This is a genomic window from Stenotrophomonas sp. Y6, from assembly GCF_022436665.1.
GTDB classification, from domain to species: Bacteria; Pseudomonadota; Gammaproteobacteria; order Xanthomonadales; family Xanthomonadaceae; genus Stenotrophomonas; species Stenotrophomonas acidaminiphila_A.
On sequence record NZ_JAKUKB010000010.1, the window covers coordinates 187,757 to 211,853 of the forward strand.

8 protein-coding genes and 1 riboswitch are annotated in these 24,097 nt (G+C 71.4%); of the genes, 6 read left to right on the forward strand and 2 right to left on the reverse strand.

Features of this window, described 5'->3' with window-relative positions; all coding sequences use genetic code 11:
• Positions 1-272 precede the first annotated feature (272 nt).
• From MKP15_RS13725 to MKP15_RS13735, 3 genes are read left to right on the forward strand one after another with little or no spacing between them, the layout of a single operon-like run.
• Positions 273-8,378 (forward strand): SdrD B-like domain-containing protein, encoded by an 8,106-nt coding sequence (locus MKP15_RS13725; RefSeq protein ID WP_240213088.1) that lies wholly within the window; start codon positions 273-275, stop codon positions 8,376-8,378.
• Positions 8,375-11,755, forward strand: a complete 3,381-nt coding sequence (locus MKP15_RS13730) for a hypothetical protein (protein WP_240213089.1) — start codon at positions 8,375-8,377, stop codon at positions 11,753-11,755. The genes MKP15_RS13725 and MKP15_RS13730 overlap by 4 nt, the downstream gene beginning before the upstream one ends.
• A gap of 10 nt (positions 11,756-11,765) precedes the next feature.
• Positions 11,766-12,779, forward strand: a complete 1,014-nt coding sequence (locus MKP15_RS13735) for an OmpA family protein (protein WP_240213090.1) — start codon at positions 11,766-11,768, stop codon at positions 12,777-12,779.
• A gap of 70 nt (positions 12,780-12,849) precedes the next feature.
• Here the strand turns inward: MKP15_RS13735 and MKP15_RS13740 are convergent, their stop codons facing one another.
• Positions 12,850-14,796 carry a diguanylate cyclase gene (locus MKP15_RS13740; protein ID WP_240213091.1) on the reverse strand — a complete coding sequence of 649 codons (1,947 nt, stop codon included), beginning with the start codon at positions 14,794-14,796 and terminating at the stop codon, positions 12,850-12,852.
• A gap of 228 nt (positions 14,797-15,024) precedes the next feature.
• Between MKP15_RS13740 and MKP15_RS13745 the strand changes: the two genes are divergently transcribed.
• Together MKP15_RS13745 and MKP15_RS13750 are read left to right on the forward strand one after the other, a co-directional pair.
• On the forward strand, positions 15,025-16,446 hold the full coding sequence (locus MKP15_RS13745) for an ATP-binding protein (RefSeq protein ID WP_104939967.1): 1,422 nt from the start codon (positions 15,025-15,027) through the stop codon (positions 16,444-16,446).
• A 75-nt stretch (positions 16,447-16,521) separates the two neighbouring features.
• Positions 16,522-19,944, forward strand: coding sequence for a PAS domain-containing hybrid sensor histidine kinase/response regulator (locus MKP15_RS13750; protein ID WP_240213092.1), 3,423 nt, complete (start codon positions 16,522-16,524; stop codon positions 19,942-19,944).
• Positions 19,945-20,638: 694 nt separating this feature from the next.
• Here MKP15_RS13750 and MKP15_RS13755 read toward each other — a convergent pair.
• Positions 20,639-21,220 (reverse strand): manganese efflux pump MntP family protein, encoded by a 582-nt coding sequence (locus MKP15_RS13755; protein WP_104939965.1) that lies wholly within the window; start codon positions 21,218-21,220, stop codon positions 20,639-20,641.
• Between the two features lie 11 nt (positions 21,221-21,231).
• Positions 21,232-21,391, reverse strand: a riboswitch (yybP-ykoY riboswitch).
• A gap of 190 nt (positions 21,392-21,581) precedes the next feature.
• Between MKP15_RS13755 and MKP15_RS13760 the strand changes: the two genes are divergently transcribed.
• Positions 21,582-24,050 (forward strand): methyl-accepting chemotaxis protein, encoded by a 2,469-nt coding sequence (locus tag MKP15_RS13760; RefSeq protein ID WP_240213093.1) that lies wholly within the window; start codon positions 21,582-21,584, stop codon positions 24,048-24,050.
• The last annotated feature ends 47 nt before the right edge of the window (positions 24,051-24,097 follow it).

Consider the following 24,097-nt stretch of genomic DNA (forward strand, 5'->3'; position numbering starts at 1 on the left):
CGGCGCCGCTGAGAGCGAGTGTGAGCGAGCGTCAGGAACTGCTACTGCCTTGGCTGCGCCCGCTGCAGAGAATGCCGCCCGGATGCCCTGACCGGGTGTCCCGCGCCTGCCCGCAACGGCAGGCACCGACAACACGCAAGGCCCGGCACGCCGTCAGCCGGGTGGGGCGCAACAGCTGCAGACGCAGGGGAACACCCGTGTACCAATCTCACGAACAGGCCGCTCGCGCGATGTCTTCGCGCGCGCACGCAAATGGATCTGCCGTCCGCGCGATGAAGCTCGCCGGCCTGTTGGCCGCGGTCGGCTTCATGGCGCCGGCGGCCAACGCCGCCGTTACCGCGACCCAGGTGACCACCGCCGCGGACATCGGCATCGGCCAGGACGTGAACGTCACCGTCGACTGGACGCGTACCAGCGCGGGCGGTGACACCGTCACCGTCGTCATCCCCGCCCAGCTCGGCGCCAACCCGCCCGCGCCCCCGGCCGGCTGCACCTACACCGCGCCGAACATGGTGTGTTCGACCACCGCCGGCAGCAGCGGCACGGTGAGCTTCCCGGTGCGCGGCGTGACCGCCGGTGGCTTCAACCTGACCGCCACCGGCACCTCGGGCCCGTCCGCCGCGTTCTCCGGCAACGTGCGCAACGCCGGCGACCTCACCGTCGGCAAGGCCATGACCGTGCCGGCGAGCGGCAGCCCGCTGACCGGTGGCAACAGCACCTTCCGGCTGACGCCGAACATCGCCGCCGGCGGCAACAACGTGCCGGTGGGCGGCAGCATCGTCATCACCGACAACCTGCCCGGCAGCGCGGCCACCGGTTTCGTGGTCACGGGAGTCACCTTCGGCGGTCCGCTGACGCCGGCGTGCACCGCGGTGGCCACGGCCAACAGCAGCCGCGTACTGACCTGTACCTATACCGCCGGCGGCTCGGCGATCAGCGCCGCGCAGCTCAACAGCAGCTGGATCGATGTCAGTGGCACCACCCGCAGCTACGGCAGCTTCGTCAACACGGCGTCGATCAGCTCCGCCAATACGCTCTACATCGACCTGGCCGCGGGCAACAACAGCGCCAGCCTCAACTACAACACCGAGCCGGCCACCGACCTGGTGGCGACCATCGCCACCACGCTCAGCAACAGCTCGGCCTCGCCCTCGGCGGGCCTGAGCAACCAGACCATCACCCTGGGTGTGACCAACAACGGGCCCATGGTGTCGGCCGCCGGTGCCGTGGTGGAGACCATCGTTCCGGCCGGCTTCACCCTCGGTACGCTGCCAGCCGGTTGTACATCCACGCCGGCCAGCAGCCTGACCATCGGCCCGCCGGTGAGCGGCGGGACCCAGACCGGGACCTGGAACGGCACCAAGGTCAGCTGCACCGCGGGCACGTTGAACGTGGGGCAGTCCGCACCGTTCGTGATCCCGGTGACCCTGGACAACGTGCGCCGCACCGGCGAGTACCTGCCCGCCGTGCTGACCCTGCCGCCCGGCCAGGACGACGGCCAGCCGAACAACAACAGCGCCACCGTCCGTTACTGGATGGCGCCGTCGGCGGCCGACCTGGGGCTGACCAAGAACAAGCCGGCCAAGGTGGCGCCGGGACAGACCATCAACACCACCCTGACCGTCACCAACCGGGGTCCGGAAACGGTCAGCTGGAGCCCGTCGCAGCCGCTGCGCGTGGTGGACTGGCTGGATCCGCGCGAAATCACCAATGCCTCGGTCACCGCCAGCAACGGCTGGGTGTGCACCGTCACCCCGGCTTCGCCGCGCGCCGATGGCGCCAACCCCGCGCAGACGACGCAGGTTTCGTGCGAGCTGCCCGGCCCCGGCACCATGAGCGTCGGCCAGGCGCGTTCCTTCAGCTTCGCCCACACCATCGCCGACGCCGCGACCCTGGGGCCGAACCCGGTGACGCTGACCAACATCGCCTGCACCGGCAGCGAGGTGCTGCGCCTGCTGGGGCTGAACGCGGGCAACGGCCCGCAGCCGGCCGACCCCGACGAGGCCGGCGCGACCGGTGGCATCGCCGAGAACGGCACCAACGGCCGGGACTGCCAGTCCGCCAACGGTATCGGCACCACCCTGGAAGACGTGCGCGTGGGTATCCGCAAGGAGTCCTCGGTGGACGGCACCACCTGGCACGACGACGTCGCCGACGCGCCGACCCTGGCCGCCGCCGACAACGACATGCACTGGCGGATGACCATCACCACCGCCGCAGCGCAGGCGACGATCCCGACCCTGCAGGTGAAGGACATCTATCGCGGCCTGATGCGTGCCGCCGCCGCCGCACCGACCTATGTCACGCCGAACATCAGCTTCAGCTACGACCTGAGCCAGGCCGCGGGCGCGACGCACAGCTGCCCCGCCAGTATCCCCGGCAATCCGAACTCGTACGGCCAGGGCGGCAGTACCATTGAATCCGGCAATACCACCGAGCAGGTCTGCAGTTTCAACAACGTGCCGGCCGGCGCCACCATCGTGGTCACCGCCACGCTGTCGCGCCCGTTGGGTGCGCCCACCGGCCAGCTGGACAACACCGCCACGCTGGATTCGCCCAATGCGTTCCTGAAGGACCTGTCCGGCGGCAACGTGATGAGCGATACCGCGCGGGTGCGGGTGCTGCCGCGGGCCGACGTGGCCATGGCCAGCAAGACGGTGACGACCAGCATCCCGGCCAGCGGCGGCAACAACCCGATGGCATCGGTGGGCGAGACCGTGCTGTTCACCCTGGTCGCCCGCAACCAGGGCCAGGACCACATCGCCGCCGGCAATTTCCGCATCACCGACAGCCTGTTCACCGGCGCGGCGACGTTGTCCACCCCGGCCTTCGAGGTGCTGGAAGTCAAGCCGGCCGACGTGGCCAAGATGAGCTGCGCGGCCAGCAACCTGGCCAGCGGTTCCATCTCGTGCGTCAACGTCACGACCATCTCCCGCCATGAGGTGCAGACGGTCACCGTGCGCGCGCGCGTCAAGAAGCCGCCGAGCTACACCGGTGCGCTGGGCGACAAGCTGTACGAGAACGTCACCAACACCGCCCAGGTCCACCTGGACAACATGTGCGAATACCGCGCCGATGGCGTGGCGAACTCGAGCAGCTGCGGTGACGCCAACGCGCTGGCGAACAACACCGCCTCGGCCGTGTTCGACGTCACCGTGCCGTCGTTCGACCTGCAGCAGGGCAAGGTGCCGGTGTTCCCGGCCGGGCAGAGCGAGTTCCGCGCCGGCGATGACCTGCGCTACCGCTTCAGCATCCGTAACGCCGGCCCGTCGATCGCCGAAAACATCGAAATGACCGACACCCTGACCGTGCCGTCCGGGTTCACCCTGACGCTGCAGGGCACGCCGCAGAACCTGAACGCGGGCGCGGCAAGCGCCGGCTACAGTCTGGCCAGCAAGACCGTTGCCTGCACCCAGGCGGCGCCGAACGCCGCGACCGTGTGTACGTTCGGCACCCTGGACGTGAACGAGGAAGTCAACTTCGAGCTGGTGTTCCAGCCCACCGGCGTGTCCACCGCGCCGGTGATCTTCGGCAATGCCGTGCACGTCTGTGCGGACGAGACCAACAGCTACGAATCCTCCGGCAAGTGCACCGCCGATCCGCTGCAGGCCGGCAACAACCTGGCCGCGATCAACAACGTGCTGTTCCCGAGCACCGACCTGGAAGTGGTAAGCAAGACCGCCATGGTCTCGCCGGCCGACGTCGGCCAGGCCGTGCCGTGGCAGATCGTGCTGCGCAACAACGGCATTTCCACCTCCACCCAGATGCGCGTGGTGGATACGCTGCCGTCCGGCTTCGAGTGGATTCCCGGCACCGCCCCGGGCGTGGGCAGCGCCACCGGCGGCGCCACGCTGGCCGCGGCCGGCGGCACCCTGGCCGTGCAGCCCGGCCCGCCGGCGCCGGACGCGGCCGACGTCTGCTACGTCTCCAACGGCGTGGCCAGCGTCACCAGCGCGACGCCGGTGCAGCAGGTGACCTGCCACGTCAACGGCAACTTCCCGGCGGGCAGCGGTTACACCCTGACCCTGCATGCGCGTCCCAAGGCGGGCGTGTACGCCGGGCCGTGGCTGGCCGACGTGGACAACCACGCGGCCGTGCAGCCGGGCAAGGACGCGGCCAACGAGGACCTGGCCAAGGACAGCAATCCCAACAACAACGAGCAGGACGGCCCGGTACAGGTGCGCAACGCCAGCATCGCCGGCCGCGTGTTCCTGGACCAGAACAACAACGGCGACACCGACGCCGGCGACACCGGCCTGGCCAATGTCAGCGTGCGCCTGACCGGCACCGACGTGTACGGCAACGCGATCGACGTGACCGTCACCACCGACGCCAACGGCGACTATGCGTTCAACGGGCTGGCGCCGTCCGACGCCGCCGGTTACACCCTCAGCCAGGACCAGAGCACCGTGTCCGGTGGCTACAACAACGGCATGCCGCAGCCCAACAGCACGCGTACCGTGCGCAACGGCGCCAGCACCGGCGTGACCGACAAGGGCGGCGCCGGCATCGTCGCCAGCGGTGGCGTCATCAGCGGCGTGGTGCTGGGCAGCGGCGGCCAGGGCGTGCAGTTCGACTTCCCCGAAGTCACGCTGTACACGCTGTCCGGCCACGTGTTCCTGGACAAGAACGTCAACGACGTGCGCGACCCGGGTACCGACGAGCCCATCGCCGGCGCCACCCTGGAACTGCTGGAGCTGGTCGGCGGCGACTACGTGCCCGTCACCGGCCCGACCGGCACCGCGCTGACCGATGCCAACGGCTTCTACAAGTTCGTGGGCCTGGACCCGGCCAGGACCTATGCCGTGCGCGAAGTACTGCCGGCCGGCCATCTCAACCGCCCCAGCGCGGTCAAGCCCGGCACCTGCGGTGGCGCCGGCTGCAGCGCCGGCAGCGCGCAGACCGGCGTGGCCGGCGACGCGCCCACCACCGACCGCATCAGCGGCATCCGGCTCACCGGCAACGGCGAGAACTACGACTTCGGCGAGCAGGAAGGCGCCGAGGTCCACGGCCGCGTGTTCATGGATTACGACAACGACGGCGTGCAGAACGGCAGCGACGCCGGCATCGGTGGCCAGACCATCGAGCTGCGCGATGCCGGCGGTACCGTGGTCGCCACCACGACCACCGCCAACGACGGCACGTTCTCGTTCACCCAGCTGCTGCCGGGCACCTACACCCTGCACCAGCCGAACCAGCCGGCCGGCACCGCCAACGGCATCACCACCGCCGGCACCGTCGGCGGCATCACCACCGGCACCGCGACCGGGGTGAACACCACCCCGTCGCAGATCGCCGCCATCACCGTGGCCCCGGGCCAGAAGTCGCTGGAGAACCTGTTCGCCGAGATCCCGACCCGCAGCACCGTCGCCGGCCGGGTATGGCTGGACGGCAACGACAATGGCGTCATCGACGTGGGCGAGCAGGGCATCGCCGGAGTCACGGTCGAACTGACCGGTACCGACGTCAACGGCAACGCGATCACCCGGACCACCACCACCGGCACCGACGGCAGCTATCTGTTCGCCGACCTGCCGGCGGGCACCTATGCGCTCACCGAGCCGAACCAGCCGCCGCTGACGCTCAATGGCAAGACCGTGGCAGGCAACATCGGCGGCGTGCCGCTGGCCGGCGCCACCGCGACCGGCAAGGCCACCACGCCGTCGGCGATCGGCAACATCGTGCTGGGCGAGAACCAGCACGCGGTGCAGAACAACTTCGGCGAGATCCCGATGAACGGCTCGATCGCCGGGCGGGTGTGGCTGGACCGCAACAACGATGGCGTCATCTCCGTCGGCGAGACCGGCATCGCCGGCGTCACCGTGCGCCTGACCGGCACCGACGCCCAGGGCATGCCGGTGGTGGCCGAGGTGCGGACCGACGCGAACGGCGACTACCTGTTCGACGGACTGGCGCCGGGCACCTACACCGTGACCGAGCCGGAACAGCCGGCCGGCACCTTCAATGGCCGTACCCGCGCCGGCAGCCATGGCGGCGACGCCACCGCGGTGGCGACCACGCCGTCGGCGATCAGCGGCATCGTGCTGGGCGCCAACGAGAACTCGGTGGCCAACAACTTCGGCGAGATCCCGCCGGCATCCATCGCCGGCCAGGTCTGGTACGACGACAACGACAACGGGCGCGTCGACGCCGGTGAAACCGGCATCCCCGGCCAGGAGATCGTGCTGGAAGGCGTGGACGACCTCGGCAACCCGGTCCGCGTGACCGCGGTCACCGACGGTGACGGCCGCTACCACTTCCCCGACCTGCGCCCGGGCCGCTACAAGCTGACCCAGCCCAACCAGCCGCCGCAGACGCAGAGCGGGCAGACGGTGCCGGGAACCACCGGTGGCGACGGCACGCCGAAGAGCGAGCCGGTCTCGGTGATCAGCGGGCTGACGCTGGAGCCGGGCATCCACTCGCAGTCCAACAACTTCGGCGAGCTCAACACCGACGTGCCCGACCTGCGGGTCAGCAAGTCGGTGGAGCCGGCGACCTTGGTCACCGGCGGCACCGCGACCTACCGCCTCGTGGTGCGCAATGCCGGCCTGGCCGCGACCAGCGGCGAGTACGAGGTAGTTGACCGCCTGCCGCAGGGCGTGACCCTGGCTGCTGTCCCCACGGGCGACGGCTGGAGCTGCACCGGCAGCGCCGGCGACACCCGCTTCAGCTGCCGCAGCAGCACCGTGCTGGCCGCCGGGCAGACCTCGGCCGCGACCCTCAGCGCGCCGGTGCGGGTGGGCGCCGATGCCAGCGCCGGCACCGTCAACAATGCGGTGCTGGTCGCCGGCGGCGGCGAGCCGGAATCGCGCCGCCCGACGCCGGAAGAACAGCAGGCGCTGGAAGGCGGCGACGTCGGCATCCTGCCGGTGTGCGAGGCCGAGGTGGTGCACAACGCCTGCCGCCTGCCGAGCGAACTGCTCAAGGCGTGGCCGGACGTGGTGGTCAGCAAGGCCGCCGACAGCGCCGTGTTCACCGTGGGCCAGCCGGCCAGCTACCTGATCCGGGTGCGCAACATCGGCGAGCGCGCCACCGACGCCGAGTACGTGGTCAGCGAACACCTGCCGGCCGGCATCGTGCTGTCGGGCCTGCCCGCCGGTGACGGCTGGGCCTGTACCGGCAGCGTGGGCGAGCGCCGCTTCGCCTGCGCCAGCGCGCGCGAACTGGCTGCCGGCGCGACCCATCCGGGTGCGATCAAGGTGCCGGTGGACGTGCTGCCGGAAGCCGTGGGCCAGGGCACCGTGAACAACGCGGTGATCGTGTCCGGCGGCGGCGAGGATCCGCAGCGCAAGCCCTCCGACGAGCAGTGGAAGCAGTTCGAGGAAACCCCCGGCCAGCTCGACCTGTGTGACCCGCAGATCAGCCAGAACTTGTGCCGGGTGCCGAACGAGGTGCAGGAAGCGCCGGAAGACACGCAGCTGATGATCAGCAAGCGCGGCGACCGCGCCATGGCCGAGATCGGCGACACCGTGCAGTACACCATCGAGGTGCGCCACGTGTCCGGCAGCGCCGCGCGCACGGTGAACATCGTCGACGTGCTGCCGCGTGGCTTCACCTACCTCGACGGCAGCGCCCGCGTCGACGGCCGTGCGCTGGACGAACCGCTGGGCAGGCCGGGGCCGCGCCTGGGCTTCGACCTGGGCCCGATCGCCGCCGGCGGCCAGCTGCTGCTGACCTACCGCGCGCGCATCGGCGTGGGCGCGCTGCAGGGCGACGGCATCAACCGCGCGCAGGCGCACGGCTGCTCCATTGCCGGCGGCTGCATCGACCCGGTGGGCCTGAACCCGCTGCCGGGCTCGACCCCGTCCAACCACGCCCAGTACCGCGTGCGCGTCACCGGCGGCGTGTTCACCGACGAGGCCTGCGTGCTGGGCAAGGTGTTCGTGGACTGCAACAACAACCACGTGCAGGACCAGGAAGAACTGGGCATCCCCGGGGTGCGCCTGTACTTCTCCGACGGCACCTGGCTGGTCTCCGATTCGGAAGGCAAGTACAGCTACTGCGGGCTGCCGCCGAACAGCCACACGCTGAAGGTCGATCCGTCGACCCTGCCGGTCGGCTCGCGCCTGACCACCAGCAGCAACCGCAACCTGGGCGACGCCGACAGCCTGTTCCTGGACCTGAAGAACGGTGAGCTGCACCGCGCCGACTTCATCGAGGGCAGCTGCGCCAACCCGCTGCTGGAGCAGGTCAAGGCGCGCCGTACCCAGGGCGAAGTGCGCGCACCGGAGAGCGAGCCGGGCCAGTCGCCGCTGCGTTTCGAAAGCAAACCCGTCCGTGCGCCGCAGCAGGCCACGGATTCGGCCAACCAGAGACCGATCGTGGAACCCAGACCCAACCCGCCCGCCGCATCGGCTTCGCAGGAGGTGCAGCCATGAGCCGCCCTCGCGTGCGCGCGATGCCACGCCTGAGCCTGCTGGCCTGCGCGCTGGCCACGGCCGCAACCCCGGCCCTGGCCCAGAACGTGGGCAGCAGCACCCGTTTCACCCCGGTGCTGGGCGATGCCTCGACCCTGTACCCGCGCTCGCCGGCGAGCGTGGACGCGGCGCCGGAAGTGGTCGCCGCCCGTCCGGGCGTGCTGGACTACAGCCGCAACGGCGGCGTGGATCGGGTCCGCGTCGAGGTCGATCGTGACGGCGTGCCCGCCGACGGGCAGACGCCGGTGCATGTGCGCGTGCAGCTGCTCGACGGGCAGGGCAGGCCGCTGTCCGGTACCGCCTACGCCACCATCGAGCACAGCGGCGGCCGCATCCGCCTGCCGGGCTCGCGTACCGACGAGTTCGGCCCCGGCGCCGCCGATGCCAACAAGGTCACCCCCGGCGTGCAGCTGGTGGTGCGCGATGGCGTGGCCGAGTTCGACCTGCTGGCCCCGCACGAGCCGCAGGACGTAGTGCTGCGCATCACCGCCGGCGGCCAGGCCGCCGAGGGCGTGATCGGCTTCCTGCCGGAAATGCGCGAGCTGCTGGCCACCGGCCTGATCGAAGGCATCGTCAACTTCCGCAACAGATCCAACGCCGGGCTGATCTCGCCGGTGCAGCACCACGACGCCTTCGACCGCGACATCCGCCGCTGGGAGAAGCAGTTCAACAACGGCAAGGCCAATGCCGCCGCGCGCACCGCGTTCTTCGTCAAGGGCCGGATCAAGGGCGAGTACCTGCTCACCGCCGCCTATGACTCGGACAAGGACGTGCGCGGCCGCCTGCTGCGCGACATCCAGCCCGAAGAGTTCTACCCGGTGTATGGCGATGCGTCGCTGCGCGGTTTCGACGCGCGCTCGGCCGAGCGCCTGTACGTGCGCATCGACAACAAGCGCAGCTACCTGCTGTATGGCGATTTCCAGACCGGCGACACGCTGGCCACGAGTACCGGCATCGGCGGCAGCGGGCCGATCCCGCAGCGCAGCCTGGGCACCTACAACCGCACCGCCACCGGCCTGGGCTGGCATTTCGAAAGCGCGCGCGCGCGCGGCAACGTGTTCGCCATCGAGGACTCGCTGCGCCAGGTCATCGAGGAGTTCCGCAGCCAGGGCAGTGGCCCGTACGCGCTGCGCAACAACGCGGTGCTGGAAGGCAGCGAGCGGGTGGAAGTGATCGTGCGCGACCGCAACCAGCCCACCCGCATCGTCTCGGTCCGCCCCTTGGCCAGGCTCGTCGACTACAGCTTCGAGCCGTTCTCCGGACGCATCCTGCTCAACCAGTTCATGCCGTCCTTCGACAGCGACCTCAACCCGGTGTCGCTGCGCATCACCTACGAGCTGGACCAGCAGACCGAGAAGTTCTGGGTGTTCGGCGCCGACGGCCAGTTCAAACTGACCGACCGCCTGGAGGTGGGCGCCTCGGCGGTGGAAGACCGCAACCCCTATGCCGAATTCCGCATGGGCAGCGCCAACGCCGGTTACCGCTTCGGCGAGAACACGATGCTGGTGGCCGAGTTCGCGCGCACCCGCAGCGAGGTCAACACCAGCTCGCTCAACCAGATCACTTCGCAGGGCCTGAAGGACGTGGTGGGCGAGGTCGAGGGCGATGCCTGGCGCGTGGAGTTCACCCACGACGGCGACAGGTTCGATGCGCGCCTGTTCGCCGCGCGCACCGACCCGGCGTTCAACAACCCGGCCTCGCCGCTGTACGGCGGGCGTGGCGAGTACAACGCGCGGCTGAGCTACGCGGTGGGCCCGCGCCTGGAGCTGTACGTCGAGGGCCTGCGCAGCGAGGACCGCAACCCCGATGGCGGCGAGCGCGAGGCCGGCGGCGCCGGCGTGCGCGTGGGCGCCACCGAGCGGCTGACCCTGGATTTCGGCCTGCGCAGCGTGCGCGAGACCATCGGCGTGACCTCGCCGTGGTCGATGGGCGCGCCGTTCGGGCAGACCAGCGGCCTGACCGGCGGCTTCGCCACCGGTGCCGGCGGCGGCGCGCTGGGCTATGGCCAGCAGGCGCTGGACCCGGCTACCGGCCTGATGGTCATCAACGGCCCGTCGTCCGGCAGCCCCATCACCAGTGACCTGCCGATCGGCACCAGGCTGGAATCGGACAGCGCCCGCATCGGCCTGGGCTACCGCTTCAGCGAGAAGTTCAGCGGCGGCGCCGAGGTCGAGCAGAGCGTCAGCGGCGAGGACCGCCACCGCGTCGCCGCCGGCGTCGACTACCAGGTTTTCGAGCGCAGCCGCCTGTATGGCCGCTACGAGAAGCAGACCGGCCTGACCAGCGCCTACGGCATCACCACCACCGACCGCGAGGCCGATGCGCTGGTGTTCGGCGTGGACAGCAGCTACCTGCGCGACACCCAGGCGTTCAGCGAATACCGGCTGCGCGATGCGATCAGCGGCCGCGACGTGCAGGCCGCCTCGGGCATCCGCAACAACTGGGACATCCGCGAAGGCCTGCGCCTGAGCAGTTCGGCCGAGCGGGTCAACGTGATCGCCGGCGACACCGGCGACAGTACCGGCCTGGCGCTGGCGCTGGATTACAGCGCCAACCCGCTGTGGCGCGGCGCGGTGCGCGTGGAGCACCGCATCTCCGAGGACGTGGTGCACACCGAGGCCAACGAGGCGTTCGACACCACGCTGCTGCAGTTCATGCTGGCGCGCAAGCTCAGCCGCGACTGGACCCTGCTGGGCCGCAACTACCTGCTGGCGACCAACTACAAGGAACGCGGCGACGTCCTGCAGGACCGCTTCCAGCTGGGCCTGGCCTACCGCGACACCGACCGCAACCGGGTCAACGCGCTGATGCGCTACGAGTACAAGCTCGAGCGCGACGAAAGCGGGCTGACCCTGCTCGACGGCCAGGCGGTCAATGGCACCAGCCAGGACGTGCGCACCCGCGCCCACATCGTCTCCTCGCATGCCGACTGGCATCCGTCGCGGCCGTGGTGGCTCACCGGGCGCGTGGCCGGCAAGTGGCAGCGCGACCAGTTCGCCCTGGGTGACGGCGCCCGCGTCGACAGCAGCTTCCGTGCGCTGCTGCTGTCCGGCCGCATCGTCTACGACATTACCGAGAACTGGGACATCGGCGTGCTTGGCTCCACCTTCCGTGGCCAATCCGGCAGCAACCAGTACGCCTATGGCGTGGAAGTGGGCCGCCTGCTGCGGCAGAACCTGTGGCTGTCGGCCGGTTACAACTGGACCGGCTTCGAGGGCGACCGCGACCTCAACGGCTACGAGTACACCCAGCAGGGCGCGTTCCTGCGCCTGCGCTTCAAGTTCGATGAAGACCTTTTCCGCCGTGACCCGGTGCGCTACCGCGACCCGGCCCGCTGAGGACGACCCGATGAAATCTCCGCATACCCGTTCCACCCTGTCCCGCGCGCTGCTGTCCGCCGCCCTCCTGTCCATCGTGGCCGGCAGCGCCGGTGCCCAGCAGACCCGGCTCAACCCGCAGGAAAAGCGCATCACCGACGAAGCCATCCATGCCGACCTGCAGGGCTACGAAGCCACCCAGGGCCGCATCCAGGCGCTCAACGACGCCGGTCGCCCGGTGCGCGACTACGGCATGGCCAAGGCGCAGTGCTGGCTGGACGTGTCGTTCCACGAATACACCCGCAACGACCGCAGCGCGTTCCCGCAGGACGCGCTGACCGAGTCGGAGAAGCTGATCGTGGCCATGGAGAACGGCGTCGCGCCGCTTCCCACCGACACGCCCCTGGTCAACAACGCCCGGTACCTGCGCGACGACCTGTGGCAGCGCCTGAAGGCGATCCACGGCACCCCGGGCTTCAGCTGCGCACAGCAGGCCGTGGCCTGCGGCGAGGTCGAGCTGGTGCACGCCGGCAACGAGTTCAACCAGCAGCAGTGGCGCCACTCCAAGCCGTACATCCAGATCGCCGAAGACCTGGTCAACGACGCCGAGGCGCTGGCACGCCAGTGCGCCGTGGCGCCCGCCGCCGCGGCGCCGACGCCGGGCCCGCTGATCGCCAACGTGCTGTTCGAGTTCGACCGCGACGGCCGCAAGGACATCCGCGGCTACTCGCTGGAGAGCATCGACCGCGCGCTGGCCACCCTCGCCGGTGAGAAGCGCGAACTGGCCGGGGTCACCCTGGTCGGGCACGCCGACCGCATGCAGGGCAGGGGCTTCGACTACAACCAGGGCCTGTCGCAGCGGCGCGCGCAGACGGTGCGCGAGCTGCTGATCGGCCGCGGCATCGACCCGGATGCGATCCGCTACGAATACCGCGGCGATACCCAGCAGGTGCAGCAGTGCGACGGCGTCACGCCGCGTGCCGCGCTGCTGGAATGCCTGCTGCCCAACCGCCGGGTCGAAGTGCGCTTCGAACTGGCCCGGTGAGCGCACGCGCCAGGTGAAAGGTCGCGGTCTGCATCGGTTGCCGGGTGCGCGTGGCCGGCGGATACCGGGTTCAGGGCAGATGGGACATCCGGTTGGGGCCGCGGTTTTCGTCGCGCGCCGGCGCGGCGGCGACCTCGCGCGGTGGCGCCCACGACATCGGCTGGCCGCCGCCGATCGCGATCCAGCCCTGCGCCAGCGCGTGCTCGGGATCGCGCAGGATGCTGTAGAGGTCGACCGTGCGACCGTCGGCCAGGCCCCACAACCCGGCCCAGGTGCCGACGCCGCTGCGGCGCGCCACCTGCAGCGCCCGGCTGACCGCGCGCAGGGTGTCGGTCTGGTTCGCGGTGGCCCCCGGGAACAGCGGATGCGGGGCCACGCCGGCGGACAGGCTGGGGGTCAGGCACTGGCCCGGGGCGACATCCACCTGCAGCCGTTCGATGCGGCGGCACAGGTGCGCGGCAAGTGCGAACGCCGCGGCCTGCGACGTGTTGGCGCGGATCACCACGAACGTGGCCCCGCCCCAGCGCGCCACGTGGTCGTGCTGGTCGCTGCCGCGGACCAGTTCCTCGGCCACCGCGCGCAGCAGCAGGTCGCCGGCGGCATGGCCATGCAGGTCGTTGAGCGCCTTGAAGCCGTCGATCTCCAGCAACAGCACGGCGCTGCGCGCCTCGCCGGTGCGCGCTGACATGGCGGCGTCCAGCAGGCGCTGCGCCTCGCGCCGGTTCGGCAGCCCGGTGAGCGCGTCGATGGTGCCGAGCCTGCGCAGCTGCCGCTGCTGGCGGCGCATGCGCAGGTACAGGGCGCCGCCGCCCAGCAGCAGGATCAGCGCCGCCGCCAGTGCGGCATTGCGCAGCAGGCGGTCGCGGCTGGCTTCCTGGACGGCGTTGATGCGGGCCGGGTCCAGCGCCTTCTCGGCGGTGGCCTGCAGCCTCGCCAGCCGGTTGAGGTCGTCGCCCTTCATCCGTGCCTGGTCGATCTGCCTGGCCTGGCGCAGGTAGTCGCGCGCCTCGGCGGTATCGCCGAGTGCCACGCTGGTTTCGGCCAGAATGTCCAGGCTGTCGCGGGTTGCTTCGGGGAACTTGCCGGTTTCGGCCAGCGCCAGCGCCTGTTCGCCCAGCTCCCGCGCCTGCCGCGGCTGCTGCTGCTCGAGCGCGATCCGTGCCAGCCGCTGCAGGGTGACGATCTGCCCGAGCGGGTCGTTCTTCGCCTGCCACGGCAGGATCGCGAGGAACTGCGCCCTGGCCGCCTCCAGGCGGCCGCGGGCATGCTGGATTTCGGCCCGGTGGCCGCGGATCCGGTGCAGCATCACGTCCTGGCTGGACACGCGCCCGGCGATGGATTCGGCGCGGGCGAACGCCCGCTCCGCCTCGTCATGGCGCTTGAGCCGCAGCAGCGTGTAGCCATGGTTGTAGTGCAGCATCACGTCCTGCGCCAGCGGCGGCCGGCGCAGGTGGTCGGACAGCGCCAGCGCCTGCTGCAGGTAGTGCAGCGCGCCTTCGGGGTCGTCCATCTGCTCGCCGCGGATCAGGGCGATGCCGGTCAGCGCGGTGATCTGGCTGCCCACGTCGCCCTCGGCGATGCCGCGCTCGAGCATCGATTCGAGCAGCTGCAGGCCTTCCGTGGTCTGGCCATTGCGCTGCAGCAGGGTGGCGGCCATCTGCAGCGCACGGCCGCGTTCGAAGGCCGGTAGCCCCGGTGTCCGCAGCAGTGCCTGCAGGCGCGCGGCCGATTCCAGGCTGGCGTCGCCCTGGCCCAGCAGTTGGCTGGCGAAGCCGCGGCACCCTTCGGCGCCGATTTCGACCACCACGGGCAGCGCCGGCGTGGCCAGCAGCCGGGTGGCGATTGCCAGCGCCTCGCGCGGGGCGCCGTGCACCGTCGCGTGGCAGCGTGCCACCTGGTCCATCAGCCGTGCATCGGCTTCCACGGTCTGGGCGCCTGCGGGGCCGGCCACGACCGTCGCCAGCACCGCCCATGGCATCAGGCGGCGGAATCGGGTGGCACGAAGCGGTCGGGGCATGGCGTCCGGTGGTTCCAGGCGGGGGAGCGTCCGGCCGGCTGGCGGCGCGGCAGATCGCGCGACGGACGCCGGTAATATAGCCGTACTGCCCGCATGCCGGGCGCCGCCGGGCGGCCATCCGGCGCCGCGTCCGCGCCGCGCCGGCACATTGCCGCCGGCGGGCCCGTAATATGGCGGCGACCCATCCATTTGCCGCGTGGCCGCCCGCCGCGCCGGGGATTCCGCCCGATGCTTTCCCGCACTACCCGGCCCGGGGATCCGGCCGAGTCATCCCGGCGCACGCGTGCCAGCGACGCGCCGCGCGCGCCGGCGGTGGTCGATGCCACCGAGGCACGCGCCATGTCCATGCTGCTGCGCCTGCTGCTGGCCGTGGCCGGCTACCAGTTGCTGCTCCTGCTATGGGAGGGACCGGCGGCCAGCACGCTGGCGCAGGTGCTGGGCGTGGCCGGCATGCTCACCTGCCTGGTTTCGCTGGAACTGCTGCGGCGCCGGCGCCTGCACCTGTCGGCAATGGCCTTCGTGGTGCTCAACCTGGTGCTGACCTCGGTGGCCTACGGTTACTGGGGCCTGCGCGCGCAGATGCACGGGCAACTGCTGCAGCTGCTGCCGGTACTGCTGGCCGGTGCGCTGCTGGGGCGTCGCGCGCTGTGGCTGGCGACCGCCTGGCTGGGCGCGCTGCTGGCGCTGGGCGCGTGGCAGGACGCGGCCGCCGGCTTCTACCTGCCCTCGCGCGTGGAGCTGGTGCTGCGCGACCTGACGCTGTCCGGGTTCGGCACGGTGGTGGTCGCCTTCGTCCTGGACCAGTCACTGTCCGCGCTGCGCCACAACCTGCGCATCGCCCAGCGCCGCGGCGCCGACCTGGCGCGCAAGCGCGACGCGCTGCAGCTGGAGATGCAGGAAAAGGAACGCTCGCGCGAGCAGCTGGTGCATGCGCTGAAGATCGAGAACGTGGGCCGGCTGGCCAGCGGCGTGGCGCATGATTTCAACCATCTGCTGGCGCTGATCATGGGCTACGCCGGCAAGGGCCGCCGCAGCGACGATCCGGCCGAGCTGAAGGCGGCGCTGCAGGGCGTGGAGTCGGCGGCGCGGCGCGCCGGCGCGGTGACCCGCCGGCTGCTGGATTTCAGCCGCCAGGACGTGGCCCGGCCGCAGCTGCTGGACGCGGCCCCGACCATCGCCACAATGGAGCCGATGCTGCGCCAGTTGTTCGACGCGCGCACGGTGTTCGAACTGGATACCGGCCGGGTGCAGTGCCAGATCCATTTCGATCCGGCGCAGCTGGAACTGGTGCTGTTGAGCCTGGCCGCCAATGCCCAGCAAGCGATGCCCGACGGCGGCACCTTCCGGCTGGCGCTGTGCTGCCCGGAGCCGGGCAACGAACTGCGCATCGAGGTGAGCGACAGCGGCCATGGCATGAGCGAGGAAGTGCGGCAGCGCTGCATGGAGCCGTTCTTCACCACCAAGCCCAGCGGCCAGGGCACCGGCCTGGGCCTGGCGGTGGCCGGCAACCTGGTCGCCGCGGCCGACGGCCGCATCGAAGTGGACAGTGCCCCGGGCGAAGGCACCCGGTTCCACCTGTACCTGCCGGCGCGGCCGCTGCCCGCCGGGCCGGTGCCCGCGGCCGGGGGCGGCGAAGCGCTGCCCTGCTGACCGGCGCCGGGTGGCCGCCGCGGCGCGGGCCTGGCAGCGGCTACACTGCGGCACGGCCCGTCCGGAAACTCGTCCTTGGTCTCAAGCTGGATCCTGCTGCTGGTCTCGCTCGGCTATGCCGCGCTGCTGTTCGGCGTGGCGTGGTGGGGCGACCATCGGCCCATGTATCCGGACCGGCCATGGCTGCGGCCGGTGGTCTACAGCCTGGCACTGGCGGTGTACTGCTCGTCGTGGACCTTCTACGGCGCGGTCGGCACCGCGGTGCGCTATGGCATCGGCTACCTGCCGATCTACCTGGGGCCGCTGCTGCTGCTGCTGTTCGGCTGGCGCATCATCGAGCGGCTGGCGCTGATCGCGCGCAGCGAGAACGTGGTCTCCATCGCCGATTTCATTTCCTCCCGCTATGGCCGTTCGCGGCGCCTGGCCGCGCTGGTGGCGGTGATCGCGCTGATCGGCGTGGTGCCGTACCTGGCGCTGCAGTACAAGGCGGTGGCGATGAGCCTGCAGGTGCTCACCGGCGACAGCGGCGGTGGCGGCGCGCTCACCGACCCGGCGCTGTACGTGGCGCTGCTGATGGCACTGTTCGCCACCCTGTTCGGCACCCGCCAGGTGGACGCCACCGAACACCACCACGGCATGATGCTGGCCATCGCGCTGGAGTCGATGATCAAGCTGCTGGCGATGGTGGCGGTCGGGGTGTTCGCCTACGTCTGGCTGTCCGACCGCGGCACCGCGGTGGTGGCCTCGGCGCGGACCCTGTTCGAAGGCACGCCGCCGGTGGGTTTCGTCTCGCAGACCCTGCTCAGCTTCCTGGCGCTGATCTGCCTGCCGCGCCAGTTCCACGTGGCGGTGGTGGAGTGCGGCGACGTCGGCGACGTGCGCCGCGCGCGCTGGCTGTTTGGCGGCTACCTGGTGCTGATCTCGCTGATGATCGTGCCGATCGCGGTGGCCGGCAACGCGCTGCTCGGCAGCGGCGGGGTGGTCGACGACGCGCTGGTGCTGGCGCTGCCGATGAGCACCGGCAACACCGCGCTGGCGCTGGTGGCCTATGTCGGCGGCTTCTCGGCGGCCACCGGCATGGTGATCGTGTCCTCGATCGCGCTGGCGACGATGATCAGCAACGACCTGGTGATGCCGCTGCTGCTGCGCCGCAGCGGCGACCACCGCGAGGCCGCCGACGTCGCCTCGCGGGTGCTGTGGATCCGCCGCCTGGCGATCCTGCTGCTGGCGCTGGTGGCCTACGGCTATTACCGCGGCAGCAACAACGACACCATGCTCGCCACCTACGGGCTGATGGCCTTCGCCGCGGTGGCGCAGTTCGCGCCGGGCCTGATCGGCGGGCTGTACTGGCGCGGCGCCAGCCGCCGCGGCGTCGGCGCCGGCATGGCGGTGGGCTTCGCGCTGTGGGTCTACACGCTGCTGCTGCCGGCGCTCAGCCACGGTGGCTGGCTCGACGTGGCGCTGGTCGAGCACGGCCCGTTCGGCATCGACTGGCTGCGCCCGGAACAGCTGTTCGGCCTGCGCGGCTGGGACCCGCTGACCCATGGCACCTTCTGGTCGCTGCTGCTCAATGCCGCGACCATGCTGCTGGTGTCGATGCGCTGGCGCCCCGGGGTGGCCGAACGGCTGCGCGTGGCGCCGTTCCTGGAGCCGTATGCGCGGCGCCCGGCGGTGGCCGGCGACTGGCCGGCGCACGTCAAGGTGCGCGACCTGCTGGCGCTGGCCACGCGGGTGGTCGGCGACGTGCGCGCGCGGCGCGCCTTCGTCGAGCAGGCGCAGGCGCTGCAGCGCGAGTTCCAGCCGGCCGCCGCCGCCGACCGCGCCTGGGTGCAGTTCACCGAACGCCTGCTGGCCGCGTCGATCGGCGCCGCCTCCGCGCGCCTGCTGCTGACCAGCCTGCTGCGCGGCTCGGGCATGGACCTGGGCGAAGTGGTCGCGGTGCTGGACGAGGCCGGGCAGGAGCTGCGCTTCAACCGCGAGATCCTGTCGACCACCCTGGAGAACATCAGCGCCGGGGTCAGCGTGGTCGATCCGGACATGCGCCTGACCGCGTGGAACCGCCGCTACCAGCAGATGTTCGGCTACCCCGACGGCATGCTCTACGTGGGCCGCCCGGTCGCCGACCTGATCCGCTACAACGCCGAGCGCGGCGAACTGGGCGAAGGCGACATCGAGGTGCAGATCAACCGCCGCATCGGCCACATGCGCGCCGGCACGCCGCACGTGTTCGAGCGCACCGGCGCCGACGGCAAGGTGATCGAACTGCGCGGCCAGGCCCTGCCCGGCGGCGGCTACGTCACCAGCTACAACGACATCAGCGACTTCAAGCGCGCCGAGCAGGCGCTGCTGGAGGCCAACGAGACCCTGGAGCAGCGCGTGGCCGAGCGTTCGCAGGCGGCCGAGGCGGCGCAGCAGTCCAAGACCCGCTTCCTGGCCGCGATCAGCCACGACGTGCTGCAGCCACTGAACGCCGCGCGACTGTTCGCCTCGGCGCTGCGCGACGGCCTGCACGAGAACGACGAACAACGCCATCTCGCCGAGCGCGTGGATGCCTCGCTGCGCGCGGCCGAGGAGCTGCTCGACGGCCTGCTCGACGTGTCGCGGCTGGATGCCGGCGGGCTGCGCCCGACACTCACTGATTTCGATGCCGCGGTGCTGGTGCGCGAGCTGGCCGCGCAGTACACCCCGGTGGCGGCCGGGCGCGGGCTGCGGCTGCACGTGTTCGCGCGCCCGGCGTGGGTGCGCAGCGACCGCCGGCTGCTGCGCCGGGTGCTGCAGAACTTCATGGCCAACGCGTTGCGCTACACCCGCAGCGGGCGCATCGTGCTGGCGCTGCGGGTGCGCGGTGGCCAGGTCGAGCTGCAAGTGTGGGATACCGGCCCGGGCATTCCCGAGCACCACATGCAGCAGATCTTCAACGAGTTCCACCGCTACCAGCAGCCGTTCGACTGGGGCGAGCAGGGGCTGGGCCTGGGCCTGTCGATCTGCCAGCGCATTTCGCGCCTGCTGGGCCATGGCCTGGATGCGCGCAGCCAGCCCGGCCGCGGCAGCATGTTCTCCATCACCCTGCCGCGGGTACCGACCCCGGCGGTGGCGCCGCCGCCGCGCGCCATGCCGGGGTTCGGCGGCGACGAGGCGCTGGCCGGGCTGCGCCTGCTGTGCGTGGATAACGACCAGGAAATCCTCGACGGCATGCGCGCGCTGCTCGGCCGCTGGAAGGTGGAGGTGATCGCTGCCAGCACCGTGGACATCGCGCTGCAGAAGATCGCCGAGCACCCCGACGTGATGCTGGTGGACTACCACCTGCATGACCGCATGGACGGGCTCGACGCGCTGGTCGCACTGCGCGCCGCCGCCGGCCGGCCGCTGCCCGGCGCGCTGCTCACCGCCGACGGCCGCGACGAGTTGAAGCGGATGGCGCGCGAGCGCGGCTACCGGGTGCTGACCAAGCCGGTGAAGCCGGCCTCGCTGCGCGCCTTCCTGACCGCCTGGCGGTAGGGCCTCATGGAAGCCGGTTGCGCCCGAGATTGCCGCGCATGCGGCCGCTTCGCGTAGATGCGCTGCTTGCTGCGCATGGGGCCTCACCGGGAAACCCCGTGCGGGGCGAGCCCCGCACCTACGTGGTTCCTCGCTGCCCGGCGGTAGAACCTCGTCGGCGCCGGGCGCACCGGTGATTGCCGGCCGTGCCGCTTGCGTAGATGCGCCGCTTGCCGCGCATGGGGCCTCACCGGGAAAGCCCGTACGGGGCGAGCCCCGCACCTACGTGGTTCCTCGCTGCCTGGCGGTAGAACCTCGTCGGCGCCGGGCGCACCGGCGATTGCCGGCCGCGCCGCTTGCGTAGATGCGCCGCTTGCCGCGCATGGGGCCTTGCCGGGATAGCCCGTGCGGGGCGAGCCCCGCACCTACGTGGTTCCTCGTTGCCCGGCGGTAGAACCTCGTCGGCGCCGGGCGAACCGGTGATTGCCGGCCGCTCGGCGTAGATGCGCTGCTTGCCGCGCATGGGGCTTCACCGGGAAAGCCGTGCGGGGCGAGCCCCGCACCTACGTGGAGCTTCGTCGTTGCCCGGCGGTAGAACCTCGTCGGCGCCGGACGCACCGGTGATTGCCGGCCGTGTCGCTTGCGTAGATGCGGGGCTTGCCGCGCATGGGGCTTCACCGGGAAACCCGTGCGGGGCGAGCCCCGAACCTGCGTGTCAGGCCGCGCCGTGCAGGTGTTCGTACAGGATGCTGGCGCCGATGACGATCAGGATCACGCCGCCGACGATCTCGGCGCGCTTGCCGACCAGCGCGCCGAGCACGCGCCCGAGCATGATGCCCAAGGTCACCATGACCAGCGTGCACAGGCCGATGACCAGCGCCACCACGCCGATATGCACGTCCAGGAAGGCCAGGCTCACGCCGACCGCGGCCGCGTCGATGCTGGTGGCCAGGCCGGTGGCGGCCAGCGTCCAGAAGCGGTGGTGGCGGTTGTCGCCGGCGTCCTGGGTTTCCTCCTCGGCATCCGGGCGCAGCCCAGCCACGATCATGTGCACGCCCAGCGCGCCGAGCAGGACGAAGGCGATCCAGTGGTCGAACGCTTCCACGTACTGCGAGGTGGCACGGCCCAGCAGCCAGCCCAGCAGCGGGGTGATGGCTTCGATCACGCCGAAGATCAGGCCGGCGCGCAGTGCGTCGGGCAGGCGCGGCCGGCGCATCGCCGCCCCCTTGCCGATCGCGGCGGCGAAGGCGTCGGTGGACATGGCGAAGCCGATCAGGAGGATGGAAAGTGGGGACATCGGGTTTTCCTGGCCGGGCGGACACGGACGACACGCGGCGCGCCCGACCTGACGTTGCGCTCGCATGCCGTTGGTCTCGCCAACCGTGGAACCGGTCGCACGCGCCACGACGCAATGGTCGAGTGTGTTGACGCGTGCGCTTCCAGACGCTGGAAGCAGGCTACTCCCCAAGGGAGCGCGGATTCTAGCACGCCGCCGTGGCGCCCGCGGCCCTCGCCTGCGCCCGCTGACATGCGCCTGTCATCAGGCGCTGGCCTCATTGCGCCGCGCGCCGCCCGCGGCGCGCCTGCGCTCGCCGGACGTCCTAAAGAAAGCGCGGCAGCGGCCGATCCAGAGGCGTCCCCACGCCCGGAGTCGTGCAATGAAGTTCCCGCTTGGAATCGCCCAGAAGCTGCGGTTGAGCCTGTTGGCCCTGGTGGTCGGCCTGGCCGTGATCGGTTCGGCCTATGCCTGGCTCAGCGCCGGCACCCGTGCCGCCGACCAGCGCCTGCAACGCTACCAGCAGGACGCGGCGCGGCTGGAGAACCTGGCGCGTGCCTTCGCCGAAGCGCGGCGCGCGCAGGCCGAGTATGCCATGTCGTTCTCGACCACCGCCGGGCAGGCGTTCGGCAAGGCGCGTGCGCAGCTGGGCCAGGCATTGGCGCCGGTGCCTGGCGCCGAACCGTGGCCGCCCGGGCTGGCCACCGCGCTGCAGGCCTACCTGGAATCGGCGCGGCTGCTGGACGAGCGCATCGGCGAGCTCGGCCACGATGCCGACAGCGGCATGCAGGGCGAACTGCGCGCCGCGGTGCATACCGTGGAGAACCTGATCGGCGAATACCGCGAACCGGAGCTGCAGGTGTCGATGCTTAGCATGCGCCGCCACGAGAAGGACTTCATCCTGCGCCGCGACCAGAAGTACGCCGACGAACTGGGCGCCGAAGCGATGCCGTTCGAACTGCTGCTGCAGCGCGCGCGCATGCCCGAGCCGGTGCGCGCGCAGGTGCGCGAGGCGATGCAGCGCTACCAGGGGGCATTCCTGTCCTATGCGGCGGCGCGCTTCGGCGTGGACAGCGAGACCCAGGCGCTGGACGACTATGCCGCGCAGGTGGACCCGGTGATCCTGCGCCTGCAGCGCGACCAGCGCAGCGCGCTGCAGGCGCAGCAGGCCGGGCAGGCCGCCGCGCGCAACTGGATGAACGCCGCCTTCGCCGCCACCGTGCTGATCGTCGGTGCGCTGCTGGTGACGCTGCTGGTGCTGCTGCTGCGTGCCATCGACCGGCCGCTGGCCGCGGCCGCGGCGTTCGCCGGGGCGATCGCCGACGACCACCTGGACGGCACCCTGGTGGTGCGCAACCGGCATGACGAGATCGGCCGCCTCGCCACCGCGCTGATGCAGATGCAGGCCAGCCTGCGCGAACGCATCGCCAGCGAGCGCGTGGCCGCGCTGGCCAACCAGCGCGTGCGCCAGGCGCTGGACGTGGCGCGCGCCGCGGTACTGGTCACCGATGGCGACGGACGCGTGGTGTACGCCAACGATGCCCTGCGCCAGACCTTCGCCGAGGCGGGCGTCGATGCCGCGGTGGATACCGGTGCCGACGTGGCTGCACTCGGCACCGAGGTGGCCGCGGTGCTGGCGCGGGCCCGCGGGGAGGGCGCTACGGTCGATGCCGAAGTCGAGCTGGGCAACACCGGCTTCCTGCTGCGCGCCAGCCCGGTGCTGGAACAGGCGCGGGTGCTGGGGCTGGTGATGGAATGGCAGGACCGGCGCCTGGAGCGGGTGATCGCCCACGAAGTCGCGGCGGTCGTGGCCGCGGCCGCGGCCGGCGACCTGCAAGGGCGCATCGAACTGGGCGACAAGCAGGGCTTCGTGCGCGAGCTGGCCGGGCGCATCAACGCGCTGCTGGACAGCGTGCAGACCCAGGTCGGCGATGCCACTCGGGTGATCGGCCACTTCGCCCGTGGCGACCTGAGCGCGCGCATGCGCGACGATGGCGACGGCATCTACGCGCGGCTGCGGCAGGGGCTGGAGGTGGCGATGCGCCAGGTCGGGGCCATTGTCTCCAGCATCCAGCAGTCGGCCGGCAGCGTGCAGTCGGCGGTGGCCGACATGGCCAGCGGCACCCGCGAACTGTCCGCGCAGGTCCAGCAGCAGGTCGACGACGTGCACGACGCGCTGCAGCGCGTACGCTCGGTGGCCGGGGAGGCGCGCGAGAACGCCGACAGCGCGCGCCACAGCGCCGAGATCTCCGAAGCCGCGAGCGTGGCCGCCGAACGCGGGCGCGAGGCCACCACCGCCGCGGTGGCCGGCATGGAGCGGCTGCGCGCGTCCTCGCGCCATATCCGCGAGATCGTCGCCACGGTCGACAGCCTGTCGTTCCAGACCAACCTGCTGGCCCTCAACGCGGCGGTGGAAGCCGCGCGCGCCGGCAGCCATGGCCGCGGCTTCGCGGTGGTCGCCGGCGAAGTGCGGCAGCTGGCGCAGCGCTCGGCCGCGGCGTCGCAGCAGATCCGCGCGCTGGTGGATGCCTCGCTGCAGCAGGTCGAGGCCGGCGCCCATCTGGTCGACAGCAGCGGCGAGGCGATGCAGGACATCGGCGGCCGCGTGCAGCAGGTGGTGGTGGCGATGGCGCGCATCGACGCGGCGTCGGCGCGCCAGGTCAGCGCGGTGGACGACGTCGAGCGGCTGCTGCGGCGCATCGGCGACGGCACCCGCCAGAGCGGCAACGTCGCCCGCGCGTCCTCGCAGGCGGCGCTGGCCATGCACGAGCAGGCGCAGGAGCTGGCGGCGGCGGCGGAAACCTTCGTGGTGGACGGCGCCGCCGCGCCGCGGCTTTCGCCGGCGGCCTGACCGTGGACGCGACGGCGGGGCGGCGGCGTGCCGCCCCGGCATGGCGT